Origin of the sequence: Pedobacter cryoconitis (assembly GCF_014200595.1) — a bacterium.
Lineage (GTDB): Bacteria > Bacteroidota > Bacteroidia > Sphingobacteriales > Sphingobacteriaceae > Pedobacter > Pedobacter cryoconitis_C.
Genome location: NZ_JACHCG010000001.1, coordinates 3,214,989 through 3,228,527, shown reverse-complemented (window position 1 = coordinate 3,228,527; position 13,539 = coordinate 3,214,989). Strand labels below are relative to the sequence as shown.

The 13,539-nt window shown below is 39.7% G+C and carries 11 protein-coding genes; 3 read left to right on the top strand and 8 right to left on the bottom strand.

What is annotated here, in order from left to right:
- Nucleotides 1-65: 65 nt before the first annotated feature.
- From HDE70_RS13760 to HDE70_RS13750, 3 genes are all read right to left on the bottom strand, one after another.
- Nucleotides 66-2,249 (bottom strand): S9 family peptidase, encoded by a 2,184-nt coding sequence (locus tag HDE70_RS13760; protein ID WP_183890754.1) that lies wholly within the window; start codon nucleotides 2,247-2,249, stop codon nucleotides 66-68.
- 147 nt (nucleotides 2,250-2,396) lie between these two features.
- Nucleotides 2,397-3,068: a DUF4412 domain-containing protein gene (locus HDE70_RS13755; protein WP_183866436.1), complete on the bottom strand. Its 672-nt coding sequence runs from the start codon at nucleotides 3,066-3,068 to the stop codon at nucleotides 2,397-2,399.
- 20 nt (nucleotides 3,069-3,088) lie between these two features.
- Complete coding sequence (locus HDE70_RS13750) at nucleotides 3,089-3,868, bottom strand: enoyl-CoA hydratase/isomerase family protein (RefSeq protein WP_183890752.1); 780 nt, start codon at nucleotides 3,866-3,868, stop codon at nucleotides 3,089-3,091.
- A gap of 170 nt (nucleotides 3,869-4,038) precedes the next feature.
- Between HDE70_RS13750 and HDE70_RS13745 the strand changes: the two genes are divergently transcribed.
- Nucleotides 4,039-4,377, top strand: coding sequence for a hypothetical protein (locus HDE70_RS13745; protein WP_183866438.1), 339 nt, complete (start codon nucleotides 4,039-4,041; stop codon nucleotides 4,375-4,377).
- 6 nt (nucleotides 4,378-4,383) lie between these two features.
- Nucleotides 4,384-4,596 (top strand): hypothetical protein, encoded by a 213-nt coding sequence (locus HDE70_RS13740; RefSeq protein WP_183890750.1) that lies wholly within the window; start codon nucleotides 4,384-4,386, stop codon nucleotides 4,594-4,596.
- Here the strand turns inward: HDE70_RS13740 and HDE70_RS13735 are convergent.
- The 3 genes from HDE70_RS13735 to HDE70_RS13725 are packed head-to-tail and all read right to left on the bottom strand — an operon-like array spanning nucleotide 4,593 to nucleotide 9,134.
- Entirely contained in the window at nucleotides 4,593-6,665 is a 2,073-nt protein-coding gene (locus HDE70_RS13735; protein ID WP_183890748.1) for a ComEC/Rec2 family competence protein, read from the bottom strand. The genes HDE70_RS13740 and HDE70_RS13735 overlap by 4 nt on opposite strands.
- Nucleotides 6,666-8,750 (bottom strand): helix-hairpin-helix domain-containing protein, encoded by a 2,085-nt coding sequence (locus HDE70_RS13730; RefSeq protein ID WP_260160467.1) that lies wholly within the window; start codon nucleotides 8,748-8,750, stop codon nucleotides 6,666-6,668.
- 48 nt (nucleotides 8,751-8,798) lie between these two features.
- Complete coding sequence (locus HDE70_RS13725; RefSeq protein ID WP_068396413.1) at nucleotides 8,799-9,134, bottom strand: MerR family transcriptional regulator; 336 nt, start codon at nucleotides 9,132-9,134, stop codon at nucleotides 8,799-8,801.
- A 116-nt stretch (nucleotides 9,135-9,250) separates the two neighbouring features.
- On the opposite strand from HDE70_RS13725, the gene alaS reads away from it, so the two are divergent.
- Complete coding sequence (gene alaS, locus HDE70_RS13720; protein ID WP_183866441.1) at nucleotides 9,251-11,950, top strand: alanine--tRNA ligase; 2,700 nt, start codon at nucleotides 9,251-9,253, stop codon at nucleotides 11,948-11,950.
- Nucleotides 11,951-12,017: 67 nt separating this feature from the next.
- Here the strand turns inward: alaS and HDE70_RS13715 are convergent, their stop codons facing one another.
- Both HDE70_RS13715 and HDE70_RS13710 read right to left on the bottom strand, forming a co-directional pair.
- Nucleotides 12,018-12,611 carry a putative glycolipid-binding domain-containing protein gene (locus HDE70_RS13715; protein ID WP_183866442.1) on the bottom strand — a complete coding sequence of 198 codons (594 nt, stop codon included), beginning with the start codon at nucleotides 12,609-12,611 and terminating at the stop codon, nucleotides 12,018-12,020.
- Nucleotides 12,612-12,652: 41 nt separating this feature from the next.
- Complete coding sequence (locus HDE70_RS13710) at nucleotides 12,653-13,534, bottom strand: hypothetical protein (protein ID WP_183890746.1); 882 nt, start codon at nucleotides 13,532-13,534, stop codon at nucleotides 12,653-12,655.
- Nucleotides 13,535-13,539: the final 5 nt, after the last annotated feature.

Genomic DNA, 13,539 nt, shown 5'->3' with positions numbered 1-13,539 from the left:
CAATTTAACTATAAAACCCCTTATCTGACGAACAAATAAGGGGTTTTATAGTTAAAAAGGCTAGTCTATTTTCCACCCGGAGGGCAGTAAGTTTGCAGGTATTTAGTATAAGTTTTAGAAAGGTGTTCTCTTGTACCATCTCCTTCGGAAATGCCATGCGTACGATTTGGGTACGACATAAATTGAAACACTTTTTGACTTTTAATAAATTCATTGATCAGCATTTCTGCATTTTGATAATGTACGTTATCATCACCTGTACCGTGTATATACAATAAGTTTCCTTTTAAGTTGTGTGCATTTGTTACTGGCGAACCTTTAATGTAGGCTTCTTTAGTCTTTAACGGAGAACCCATATAACGTTCCTGGTAAATATTGTCATAAGTAAGCTGATTGCCAACTGCTGCAATAGCTATACCTGTTTTATAAATTTCAGGATATTGGAACATCAGGTTAAGTGTTGAAGAACCGCCTCCGCTCCATCCCCATACTGCAACCCTGTCTTTGTCTACAAAAGGCCATTCTATAATCTTTTTTGCAGCCATAGCCTGATCACGGATATTTAAAACACCAATATTTTTGTAGATAGACTTGCGGAATTCACGTCCTTTTGGTGCTGGTGCTCCTCTGTTTTCAATGGAAATGTAGATATAACCATCCTGAGGCATGTTTCCATCATATAAAAAGTTATGACTAACTCCGTAGGTATCCAATACAGTTTGTGCACCAGGTTCGCCATAAACATAAAATACAACAGGATATTTTTTAGTCTGATCAAAGTTGTCTGGTTTTTTCATCCATCCATCCAGTTCTACACCATCTTCGGTTTTGATTTTGAAGAATTCTGTTTTGTTTTTTGGCAGACGGATTCTTGCCATCTGATTGGTCAGACTTCCTTCCATGGTGAAAGGATTGCCTGAATCCATTTTCATCCATTCGCTGATAGGCGCTATATTTGCACTCTGATAAGTATGTTTGGCAAAAATTCCATTCGGGGAAATATCATATTCGTGTGTTCCGGGAAAAACAGAAGGAGTAACCTGGTCTAACTGTCCTTTACCATCAAGTTTTGTTTTGTACAGATATTTTTGCGTCGCATTTGTTGGTGAAGCAAGAAAGTAAAGGGTGTTGTTTTTTTCGTCTACCAGGCTGCTTTCAATTACATCATAATCACCTTTGGTAATCAGTGTTTGTTTTTTACCGTCTTTACTAATCCGGTAAAAATGACGCCATCCGTCTTTTTCGCTTGGCCAGATAAACTCTTTTCCATTATTGATCCACTGCCATTCCGGTGCGGCATCAATCCAGGCTTTATCAGTTTCTGTATAAATGTTATTTACCGATCCGGATTGTGTATTGGCAACAAATACACGACTGGTATTTTGCTCTCTGTTCAGCTGTTGTAAAATCAGGTCATTTGTATTCGGCACCCAATCCATTCTCGGGATATAATTCTGTATCGCATCACCAGGTACTTTCACCCAGGTAGTTTGTGCAGTACTTACATTCACTACACCAATTTTGCAGGATGAAGGATCTTCTCCAACAATAGGGTATTCTACTGGTACAGTATACGGATAAATAGAATCCGTGTTGTTGATCATGAGGAAGTTTTTGATCTTTTTAGCATCAATCTGCCAATAAGCAATAGATGCTCCGTCAGGGCTCCATTTAAAGCCGTCCCTGCAATCGAATTCTTCTTCATATACCCAGTCAAAAGTTCCATTGATCAGTCTGGCTGTGCCATCTGTAGTCAGCGCTTTACTTGTTCCGCTTTTGATATCCTCAACATAGATATTGTGTCCGCTTACATAAGCAACTTTACTGGCATCAGGAGATAGTTTAGCAAACATCAAAGAAGAAGCTGGTTTATCTTTTCCGATTTGTACCAGTTTATTGGTAGTTAAATCAGCCAGCCAGTAATCCCCCCTGGTTTCATAGCGCCATACTCTTTTACTATTGGTATAGATCAGTGCCTTAGTCCCATCAGCAGAAAGTACGAAATCTTTAATTGGCAATGGCTGGCTCTGCCCCGACGGGGTAAGCAGTGCACTGCTGATTAAAGTTTTGGCTTCGCTTTTAGGTAAGGTAACTATCTCAATCCCGCCATATGAATTCTGATAATAGCCATTTCCATCTTTCGTCCAGTTGATTCCTTCTTTTTTATATTGGGCATTGGCCGCTGGAATAGCGAAGGATGTGATAAACAGGGCAATAGATAATTTTAAAATAATGAGTTTCCGCTCCATTTGATTTAGTGTTTTTTTTGCTGGTTTTTTGATCTTTCCTGCATTTCAAATGTAATACATTGTTTGTTTCCTTTAAAATAAAAAGGCCTTCTGATTTGCATTATTGAAATGCTTCATCAGAAGGCCTCTTAATATATTATCTGGTGCTTATTGACCGCCCATTGCTCTTAAAGCGTCCATAGTTGTTACTTCATAAGCAGGAGGAACATCTAATGTAATCGGGCCAACTTTATCTTCAGCAACTGAAGTAATGGTTAAAACTGCTTTAACACCGTTTTGTACACGTGTAAATTTGATAGGTGTAGCTTTTAAAGCTTTGAATTCTTCGCCAATGATTCCTTCTGGCAATTGAATATCATTTGTTGCCCAAAGTTCATAAGCAGTACCTTTATCGTCTTTATAAGTATATTTCTCTGTGTTATAGTTTCCTATTTTTAATTTCTCACCAGTAGCTTTGAAATCACTTAAAACAGGAGGTTTACCCATAGTCTGCTCACTTTCTTCTTTGGTAGTTTTTACTGCATATTGTTTTTGGATAGGTGGAACGTCAACCAATACCAATCCGTTTTTCTGAATTCCGTCCGAGATAATTGTAATTTTTGCAGGTCCTTGCTGCATTTCTATTTTTAACAGATTTCCGTTGAATTTTAATTTAGTCTCTTTAGGTAGCTGTGAAGCCATAGACTGCTGTTCTGCGGTCAGCTCGTAAGTAAGACCATAGGTAAGTGTACCTTCATTTACTTTTTTCTGTGCATGTGCAATCACAGCCGTGCTGATTAATATGACAGCTAGTACACTTGTTTTAATCGACTTTAACATATTTATTAGTTTTTAATAGTTTACCATTTAATTTTTTCTTTGCTGAGAAAAGAAGCAATTCCTTTTTTAAAGTCTTCACTCTCTCTGACTCTGGCATTAATTTGTACTGCTAAATTCAGGGCCTTTTCCAGTTCAGGATTAGTTGTCTGACCAATGAGTTGTTTAGTTACCATCAGGGCGTTTCCGGAGGCTTCATTGCAAAGCTTTTGCGCAAAATCCTGTACCTTCTGACTAATTTCATCCTTATTTGTTACATAAGTAATCAAATTATAGGCCAGTGCTTGTTCTGCGGAGAATAAATCGCCTGTCAGCAGTATCTTTTTGGCAATTGTTTCACTGGTTTTACGCATCAGAAAACACGAAACAATTGCGGGAACAAAGCCTAATTTTACTTCTGTATAGCCAAAACCAGCCTCGGGAACAGCGAAAATGACGTCACAGACCGTTGCCAGTCCACATCCGCCAGCAATAGCATGTCCTTCAACCTGCGCAATAACCACTTTGGGTAAATAATAGATCGTTGTAAATAGTGTCTTCAGATTTTGGCTATCCTGAACGTTCTCTTCATGAGTGTTGTTTTGTAATTGCTGTAGGTAAGCAAGGTCAGCACCAGCACTGAAAACAGGGCCAATGGCCTTTAAAATGATCACTTTTACTTCTTCATCATCAGACGCCTTTAACAAAGTTTCCGTTAGGGAACTGACCAGTTCCGGACTAAAAGCATTGCGTTTATCGGGGCGGTTCAGTGAAATCGTAGCAATACGATCATTTACCGTATATAATACCAGGGGTGAAGTCATGTATACTATTATAGAATATGAGGCTTATTTTAGTCAAAAGTAAATAAAAAATAATGCAAAGAACCGTTATATTTCAGCTACTGATAAATACACCAGCTTCCTGTTATTTACTAAAAAAAATTTCAATTCTATTTGTTTTACTAAAAATATTAGCATAATTTTGTTGTGCTATGGAAAAAGAATTTAATAAACAATTGAACAACCACCTGAATCAATGGGTACAAAATAGTCAGTCTTCAAGCTGGTCGGTTACGGCGGGCAATTTCTTTGATGTCGATGAAGATAGCTCTGTAAAAGTTAATCTGAACAAATTGAGTGAGGGATACAGGGCGAAACAAATCGTCAGCCAGCCTGGTGATTATTGTAATGTGTTTTTACAGACAATAGAACCTTATCTGGTTCAGTTTTTAATCCAGTTTGGTGTTAAATCATATAAATTCAGATTTGTATTTATCCTGTTTGGTACTATAGCAAAGGATTACTTTGTGAGTACCACCAGGATGACCTAAAAAACTATGATGGATTCATTTGCTAATGAACAACAGCAACAAGGGCACTTTATCGACGTAATTGTACTCATTAAGGAAGCCTTGCGTCAAAATTGCTGGATTTATGAACCGGATACCGCAATATGGTATACGCCAGAAGAATTTGGAGCTAAATATCAGGATAGTAATTTTGAACAGGGCTGGATCGAGCAGTTTAAAATTATGAATCCTGTAGGTTAGCGGAAACCAGGTTTTAAAAACAGTATTGATTTACTAAAGTTTATAGTATCCGGCTGATAGCGCCGAATGGTCTGATTACTATTGGTTGCATCTATCCATATTTTATGGAAAGCTATAGCCCTTCTTAGCTCCTCAATTTTTAATTTGGGTTCCCCATGTATCCAGATGACATCAAAAACAGGGTTTCCTTTAATTGTCCGGTTGTTGAAAGTGCTATCCAGTAACAGTATCCTGAAATCCCTGAAAATGAGCTGATGTTCCCTGAATTCAAAATTTTTGGTATTACAGGTTCCTTCCCATTTCATACAGGTGATTTCCCGGACTTTCAATTGATCCAGTGCGGGCTGTATATGGAATTTAAACGCTTGATCTGCCGGTTGTAAATCAGTGACCAGAATGGCCCGGGTTGAACTGATAAAAGCAACAGCATAATTTCTGTTTAAGGTAAAAGGAATGACCTTTTGTTGTCTTGCAGCATTGAGTTCATCTTTGACCAGCATTACTTGAAAACAGCCCGAGGCCAAAAGCGAAAGTGCGAAATAGTATTTGTTCTTTTGTTGCAGCGCAATACAGAGCAGGAGTAAAAACAGGCAAAGTAAAACGAGTTCAGTTTTTGTAAACCAGATCATATTGATGCTGGAGTAGGGGAGAGCTGCAATTTTTTCCAATCCGCGGTTCATGAAAATAATAAGCCACTCAAACAATGGGGCGATCCAGTATAAACGGAACAATAAGAGCAGAATACCTATATACATCAAAAGTGTGACTGGAAGTACGATAAACAGGTTACTCAAAATGAAATATACCGGGAACTGATGAAAATAATAACTGCTCAGCGGGAAAGTGAAAAGCTGTGCGGCAACTGAAAGGCTGATCAGGCTCCAGAGCTTTCTTAACCAGAACGATTTGAAATGGATGAGCTGTTCCAGCTTTGGCTGTAAATAAATTAATCCCAGCACAGCCAGGTAGGAGAGTTGAAAACCCACATCCCAAAAGAAAAATGGATTATACAGCAACAGGCAAAAAGCCGAAAAATATAATACCTGGTAGCTGTTTGCCTGGTTGTGAACGGCCTTGGCAAAGATGAATATACTCAGCATAATTGCTGAACGCAGCACCGAAGCAGAGCAGCCGGTTAATACCGCGTAACCCCATATCAGTAGTAACAAGAGCAGTACTTTGCTCCATTTTAGCCAGATTTTCCTGTCCATCCAGCCCAGCGCCCAGTTGAGCACCAGGTAAATAATCCCTACATGCATCCCTGAAACTGAGAGTGCATGAATAGTTCCTGTTTTTGAATAGGCCGCTAAGGTTTCAGCACTTAAATCTGACCGGTAACCAAGGATCAGGGTAGAGGCAACTGCAAAAGCATTATCGTCTTTAAGTAACTTCCTGTAGATAGCCACCTGGCTTTTACGAAGGGCCAGCGCAAAGCTGATCAGCGGCATTCCTGTTTGCGCTTTAACAGCAATCAATTCCCCTGGCTGAAGGAAGATCTGATGGTGGATATTTTGCATGGCCAGCCAGAATTTAAAATCAAACTCAGCAGGGTTATAGGGAGCAGCTACTACTTTATAATGCGCCGGAATAAAGTAATTTTCTCCGTAATGAAGCGCAACCGGGTGCGCTGAATCTGAAGGCAGGGCAACCAGTAAATAGCCCGATGTCTCCTGTTTTTGATGACCAGTATAGCCCGCCAGAACCTTTGCTTTAAATCTTAAGACTGAACCATGCTGCTGCGGCTCACCGGCTATGGAGATCTTCAGGAAATCTGCCTGATTGTAGGAAAAGCTGTTCAGATTTCCGGGCAGATTTGCTTTAGAATACCAAAGCAATCCTAAGCTGAAAAAGAACAGATTAATCAGCAATGCTAAAAGTGATTTGTAATGGTAAACTTTAAGTAATCTGTATAAAAATCTGATTATTAATAATAAAATAAATAAGAAAATTGAAAATATAAGGACGGGCAAATTTAATTTGGTATTATCTGCTGCATGCAGAACCCATAATCCTATGCAGAATGGAAGCAGAATTCTGCCGAAAATACTTATGGTTTGCCGTATGCGCATTTAGAACTGATAGCGTAGTTGAAGTTTGATTTCTGACTTTTTATTGCCATTGATTTCCTCCAGTCCGGACCCTGTTTTTTCCATTCCCGGATACACATACACTGCATACCTGCCCCAGACCCTGAGCTGCCTGGATAAATTATAACTCAGGTTAAAATAGGATCTGATTCCTTCGCCGCTGTAAATACCTGAACCTGTACCGTGCAGTACATCATCTTCATAAGCATAAATCCTGCTGTTGTAAGATGTGGTATGAAAAAAAGCCAGCCTGAGGTTCGCTGAAATCCTGGAAGACATAGGATGCCAGGCTACGTCCTGATAAAATAGATATCCGTATTCAGCAGTGGCAATTCCTTTTTGATAACGGGTCACTTCAAAGCGGTTTTGCAGCGTTATCTTCCTGTTGAGTGTAAGATTGCTCTCCAGTCTGCAATTATCCTTCCTGAGGTCAGCTATTGGGTTCACAGGTTTACCTGAACCTTCGTTCTGCTGGCTATGTTTGGTTTGATAACTCAGCAAGGCTTTAAACTTTTTATCCGGCTTATAGGTAATTCTTCCGGTTAGCTCATATCCTGAAGAAGCTTCATCAACCCTGTACTTTGCCCATGGAAACCAAAAAACATCAACGTAAGCAGATAAAGTCCACTTTTTGGTCACATTGATATGTAAACCAGTATAAACTCCTTTTTCGTTGGCAGCAGTACTTCCTTCTCCTGCTGCCTTGTTGTAAAAGCTAATATGTTCTTTCTCATAATTACGGAAAAGGACTATCGCAGAGATTCGGGGAGACAAGCTGGCCATAGTCCCGGTGAGTACTGCGGTACCACCGGGAATACTATGAGCCGCCTCACCAAAAAAATAAATATTCCTGAAGGTATAATTGTAATGAAGCCCGAGATTCGTGAGTTCCCGGCCACTGAAATTGTATTGTTTGTAGCGCTGGGTACCCGTAATAAATTCGTGCTGATAACTGGAATGATGTGCTGTAATCCCCAGGTCTAAACTGTTTTTGTTATAGGTTATGGCCGCCCCATAAAGTAATAAGCCCAGCTTTCCTTTATGTTCGTTTTCGGCAGCTGTACGGTGCAGGCCACTGGTACTGATTGCTGATAACTGCTGAATTCCTTCAGCAGATTTTGTTAAGCTTGCATCTAAGTTTCTAAGTGATATAAAACCTGTTAAGTCAATGCTTTTTAGTAAACTATAGGTTGCCCCTGTACCTCTGAAAAATGAATATTCATTGGCAGAAGTATAAGGCTTAAGCCCGGTATCCTTTTTGGCAATGCCTGCTACATCATCCCCTTTTCCAAAAGATGAACCAGACCAGAGGCTTAAACCCTGGCCAAATTGCAGGCTGTAATCTCCCGCAACTATTTTTTTAAATCTGCCGGAATTATACAGGGCAAGGCTTCCGGAAATAAAGTCAAAACCACTTTTGCTGTTACCACTGAAAAAGCTTTCCCCGGCATCCTTTTTGGCGACGATGGAAAGTGCAGCCTGATCATGCAGACGGTATCTGTACTGGAGCAATAATTTTTCCGGAGTGCCCAGATATCTGCTGCCCGGAAGGTCATTATACCCTTTCTGTTTTTCCAGCAATTGTCCATATCTCAGGGTAAGCTCATTGACCCCTTTGCCTGCTTTACTGAAATCCAGCGGCAGTTCTTCTTTCACTTTAATAAACGGGAGCAGCCTGTTAATTGTAGTGACATCAAAACCGGCTATAGCCTGAAGTTCTAAAACATCCTTTAGTTTTCCGCTGAGCCGGATATGGGTGAAAAAGTTGCTGATTTGTAGTGGCGAAAGAAAAAATAGCTCTTTGAGCTGCTCAGGACTGGTCCTGTTGAGATCCAGCGGATATTTCAGATAAAAAGATAGCTGTTCAGTCAGCTCAGCAAGATCTTCGGCTGTAAAATTAGCGGAAAGCGTTGCGGTTATTTCTTTGATTTGTACCTCTTCCTGTGCAAATGCAGTGTTGCAAGGGCAGAAAAGGACTATAGAGAGTAAGATTCCGTATCCCGGCAAAGTTATTCTGATACTTTGCAACCCGGGACACTGGATGGAAGAGATAGCTGACTTTGGCATAATGAACCCAAAGTACTGCTGATTTAGTTAACTAAGTTAATTTATTAATTAAATTTCGTCGTTTAACTTTAATAAGAAATCTTTTAGTTTTTCCAGCGATGCAATGATCTTCTGGTTTTCTTTAACGTCTGCACTGTTATTCTTTAAATGATCTTTTGCACCTTTAAGTGTAAAGCCCTTATCATCCACCAGGTGAAAAATGATCTTTAAATTTTCAATATCTTCCGGAGTAAAAAGACGGTTCCCTTTCTTGTTTTTCTTAGGCTGGAGAACGTCAAATTCCTTCTCGTAAAAGCGGATCTGTGAGGCGTTTACATTGAACATTTCCGTCACCTCACCCATCGTATAATACATTTTATTAATTTCCCGTTCCTTGTAAGGCATACTTCTGTGTTGATATTTAGTGGTTTATAGCTTTTATATAAAGCATTCAAATGTAAAGGGATTTTAGTAGAATACCGCAATAAAATTTTAATTTTGTTGGATAATTTCTACTAAGAATGACAGCAAAAGAAATCAGACACGCATATTTAGCTTTTTTTGAATCGAAACAACACCATATCGTTTCATCGGCACCTATCGTTGTAAAAAATGATCCGACACTGATGTTTACCAATGCAGGTATGAATCAGTTTAAAGATATCTTTTTGGGAGAAGCACCCGCCAGGTATCCAAGGGTAACCGATACACAACGTTGTTTACGGGTTTCCGGTAAACACAATGATCTTGAAGAAGTGGGTATAGATACCTATCACCACACTATGTTTGAGATGTTGGGCAACTGGAGTTTCGGCGACTACTTCAAGAAAGAAGCTATTGCCTGGAGCTGGGAATTATTGACAGAAGTTTATGGTATCCCGAAAGATAAATTGTATGTCTCCATTTTTGAAGGAGACGAAAAAGAAGGTCTTCCAAGAGATACGGAAGCTTTCGAATTGTGGAAGCAATATGTTCCCGAAGACCGCATTGTTTTAGGAAATAAAAAAGACAATTTCTGGGAAATGGGAGACATGGGGCCATGTGGTCCGTGTTCGGAAATTCACGTGGATTGCCGTCCTGATCATGAACGCGCAGCAACAAGCGGAAAAGAATTGGTGAATGCCGATCATCCGCAGGTGATAGAAATCTGGAATAATGTATTCATGCAGTTCAACAGATTGAAAGATGGTTCATTACAACCTTTACCTGCACAACATGTTGATACTGGAATGGGCTTTGAACGTCTGGTTCGTGTATTACAGAATAAGGCTTCAAACTATGATACTGATGTATTTCAGCCACTGATCCAGTTCATCGCAAAAAAAGCGGGTATCGCTTATGGCGCTGATGAAAAAACAGATATTGCAATGCGCGTTATGGCCGATCATATCCGTGCAATTTCATTTGTAATTGCAGACGGACAGTTGCCGGCAAATAACAAAGCCGGGTATGTGATCCGCAGGATTTTAAGAAGAGCTGTACGTTACGCTTATACTTTCCTTGATTTAAAAGAACCTTTCTTAAACCAATTGGTGCCTGTTCTTGCAGAACAGTTCAAAGGCGTTTTTGAAGAACTGGTTTTACAACAGGATTTCGTTCAGAAAGTAGTGTTGGAAGAAGAAGTTTCTTTCTTAAGAACACTGGCAACAGGTATTCAGCGTTTTGAAAATTACACCGCTAAACAAGCGGATTTTCTGATGTCTGAAAATGCAATTGATCTGGAGAAGTCTTTTGAAGATCCATGGGTTTACAGCATATTGAAAGACCAGATGGTGATTTCGGGTGATTTTGCTTTTGAATTGCAGGATACCTACGGGTTCCCGATTGACCTGACCGAACTGATGGCAAGGGAGAAAAGATGGACTGTGGACATGGAGGAATATCAGAAGAGCCTTCAAAAACAAAAAGCCAGATCAAGAGCTGCTACGGCAATCGATACAGGCGACTGGATTACTGTTCATGATGATCCTGAAACTGAATTTGTGGGTTATGACTTCCTGGAGATTGAAACCAAAATATTAAAATACAGACAAGTAACTGCCAAAGGAAAAGAGCAGTATCAGATTGTATTGCAGAAAACTCCTTTCTATGGGGAAAGCGGTGGTCAGGTCGGTGATACCGGCCGTCTGGAAGATCATAGCAGAATGTTCTCGGTTGAAATTACAGATACTAAAAAAGAGAATGGTGTGATCGTGCATTTCGCAGATTCTTTACCTGAAGACATAGATGGTCAGTTCTGGGCTGTTGTAGATGAAGATAAACGCGTACAAACGAATAACAATCACTCGGCGACACATTTACTGCATGCAGCATTAAAGAACGTCCTGGGGGACCATGTGAATCAAAAGGGATCTTTGGTAAATGCAGATTACCTTCGCTTCGACTTTTCTCATTTCACGAAGATCACTGAAGATGAATTAGCGGCGATCGAACACATCGTCAATAAAAGAGTAAGAGATAACATTGCTTTAAAAGAGCAAAGACTTGTTCCTTATGAAGAAGCATTGTCCAGTGGAGTGACTGCTTTGTTCGGCGAAAAGTACGGCGACTTTGTTCGTATCATTACTTTCGATGATAACTATTCGAAAGAATTATGTGGTGGTACACATGTTCAGTCTACTGGTCAGATCGGTTACTTCAAAATTATTTCTGAGAGTGCTGTAGCTGCGGGTGTAAGACGTATCGAAGCGATTACAGCTGATCGCGCAGAAGAGTTTATCATCAACCAGGATAAAGAAATCAGTGAGTTAAAAACACTGCTTAAAGGAAATAAAGACCTGACGGCTGCGGTTACCGCCTTGATTGAAGAAAATAACAAGCTTAAAAAAGAAGCAGAAAAAGCAGTTCTAGAGCGTTCAGGAAATCTTAAACATGAAATCGTTCACCATATGAAAACGATCAATGGCATCAATATGATAGCCGTTCATGTGGATCTTCCCAATGCAGATGCAGTGAAAAACCTTGCATTTTCAATCAAAGATATCGTAGATAATTTATACCTTGTTTTTACTACATTGATTGACGACAAGCCTGGAATCAGTGTGATGTTGTCTGATAATCTGGTAGCTGATAAGAAACTCAATGCCTCGAATATGGTTAGAGAATTAGCCAAAGATATTCAGGGGGGCGGAGGAGGCCAGCCTTTCTACGCTACTGCGGGAGGAAAAAATAAAGATGGATTAGCTAAAGTTCTGGAAAAAGCGGCAACGTTAATTCAATAATCAAACAACTCATTCCATATAAAAACGGGCTGTCTCTTTCTTTAGAGACAGCCCGTTTTTTGTATAGCTAGTAATTACTTTCTACATGTGTGCCTCTTTTGAACCTGGTCGGATAAACCACAACAAGCCCTTGTTCATCCACGGTCAGCAAAGCTTCATAACCGTTGTCAATATTCCGGTACTGATAACAGAAATCTGTCAGGGCGGTATAGGCCTGTAAGTTTGATCTGACCAGCTGATTTAAAATATCGAAGTAAATCACCTTAATCTCATGTTCTGTTTTCAGTTTTGAGCCCAGTCTTCTGATAGGCAGGGTATTGGTGAAAGGAGTTAGGGAAATGTCAATGTCAATACAGCCTTTAAATTCATCCAGTGGTTTCCCATGATCTGTCCAGTTCCCTTTTCCGTCACTTTCAAAGCTTAACTCTACTTTCTGATCATTAAACTGGCTTTTAATATCAAAAAATACTGTTTCCCATTTTTGATTAGTTCTGATAGTGTAGTCAAGGCGAAAAGGTTTTTCACCGGAATCACCAATAACCACAGCGGTGATTTCAGTTCCTTTCTCCTGGATGGTCACCACACAATTCTCTACTGATTTATACTTATGCCCTTCCCAGAGTAAGTTGATTTGTTTAGTTTCAGGTTGCAGCTGTTCCATAATAGCTAAACAAGTAAACTAAAGAAGTGTTTTCTATCGCATTATTTTAAGCTAAAAGCCGCTTTAGGTTTTAGAAACATTCTTCCATTTGCATCTTTGCTCCAGTCATAATGAGTTTCCGGCCACTTTTTTTTCTTGTCCAGTAATGGACTTTGATATTGACCGGCAGGAATACTGTCTGTTTCAAACTTGCCACTTGGATAATGGAATTGATAGATATAATCGAACTGATCCGTGGAACTGCCTTTTGCACTAAAAACTACAGTTTTCCCATCTGGCGAGAGGATAGTAAAGTCTGCTTGCATTCTCTCTTTAGGATCTGGTCTTGGAATCAGGTATGCCTTTGCCGATCGCTGATTGAAAAGATAATCATTGTTGACCAACAGCAGATTACCACCTATTTTAGAAATGCCCATGTAAATACTTTCATCTCCTGAAGAAATCTGTTCCTTAGCAGGACGCTCAACCCGGTAGATTTTTAAGCCGTTTGGTTGCGCACAAAATACAAAAACGCGGCTGCTGATATTGGAAGGCCCCGGCATATCTGCAAGGAATGCGGTTTTTTGTGGATTCAGATAATAGATCGTATAAAAATCAAATAAGGGTATTTCATCTGACTGATAATCCTCAACCAGATTTTTCAGGTTAGGATTAAAGCGGATCGTTGTATCTCTGTAATTGATGATATTCCAGGACATATGTCCCTTTCGCCCAAATATACCACCTATCAATTCTTCCTTTTTACTGGTTAATGTGAGTCTTTTAAAGAGCTGCCCTGTACTTTTTGCAGGTGTATTCAGCGTTGTCTTTTCCGTAAATAATTCTGCCTGATAAACGTTGTCTTTCGGATGAGCACAGGAAATTAAGCTGATGATAATCAGGCTTAATTTCCAGCTGTTTTTTATTCCCTGTAATCTTCTCATTTCAG

Excerpts from the sequence above, each read along its gene's own strand:
- HDE70_RS13760 (WP_183890754.1), bottom strand. The coding sequence starts at position 2,249 with ATGGAGCGGAAACTCATTATTTTAAAATTATCTATTGCCCTGTTTATC.
- HDE70_RS13755 (WP_183866436.1), bottom strand. The coding sequence starts at position 3,068 with ATGTTAAAGTCGATTAAAACAAGTGTACTAGCTGTCATATTAATCAGC.
- HDE70_RS13750 (WP_183890752.1), bottom strand. The coding sequence starts at position 3,868 with ATGACTTCACCCCTGGTATTATATACGGTAAATGATCGTATTGCTACG.
- HDE70_RS13745 (WP_183866438.1), top strand. The coding sequence starts at position 4,039 with ATGGAAAAAGAATTTAATAAACAATTGAACAACCACCTGAATCAATGG.
- HDE70_RS13740 (WP_183890750.1), top strand. The coding sequence starts at position 4,384 with ATGATGGATTCATTTGCTAATGAACAACAGCAACAAGGGCACTTTATC.
- HDE70_RS13735 (WP_183890748.1), bottom strand. The coding sequence starts at position 6,665 with ATGCGCATACGGCAAACCATAAGTATTTTCGGCAGAATTCTGCTTCCA.
- HDE70_RS13730 (WP_260160467.1), bottom strand. The coding sequence starts at position 8,750 with ATGCCAAAGTCAGCTATCTCTTCCATCCAGTGTCCCGGGTTGCAAAGT.
- HDE70_RS13725 (WP_068396413.1), bottom strand. The coding sequence starts at position 9,134 with ATGCCTTACAAGGAACGGGAAATTAATAAAATGTATTATACGATGGGT.
- alaS (WP_183866441.1), top strand. The coding sequence starts at position 9,251 with ATGACAGCAAAAGAAATCAGACACGCATATTTAGCTTTTTTTGAATCG.
- HDE70_RS13715 (WP_183866442.1), bottom strand. The coding sequence starts at position 12,611 with ATGGAACAGCTGCAACCTGAAACTAAACAAATCAACTTACTCTGGGAA.
- HDE70_RS13710 (WP_183890746.1), bottom strand. The coding sequence starts at position 13,534 with ATGAGAAGATTACAGGGAATAAAAAACAGCTGGAAATTAAGCCTGATT.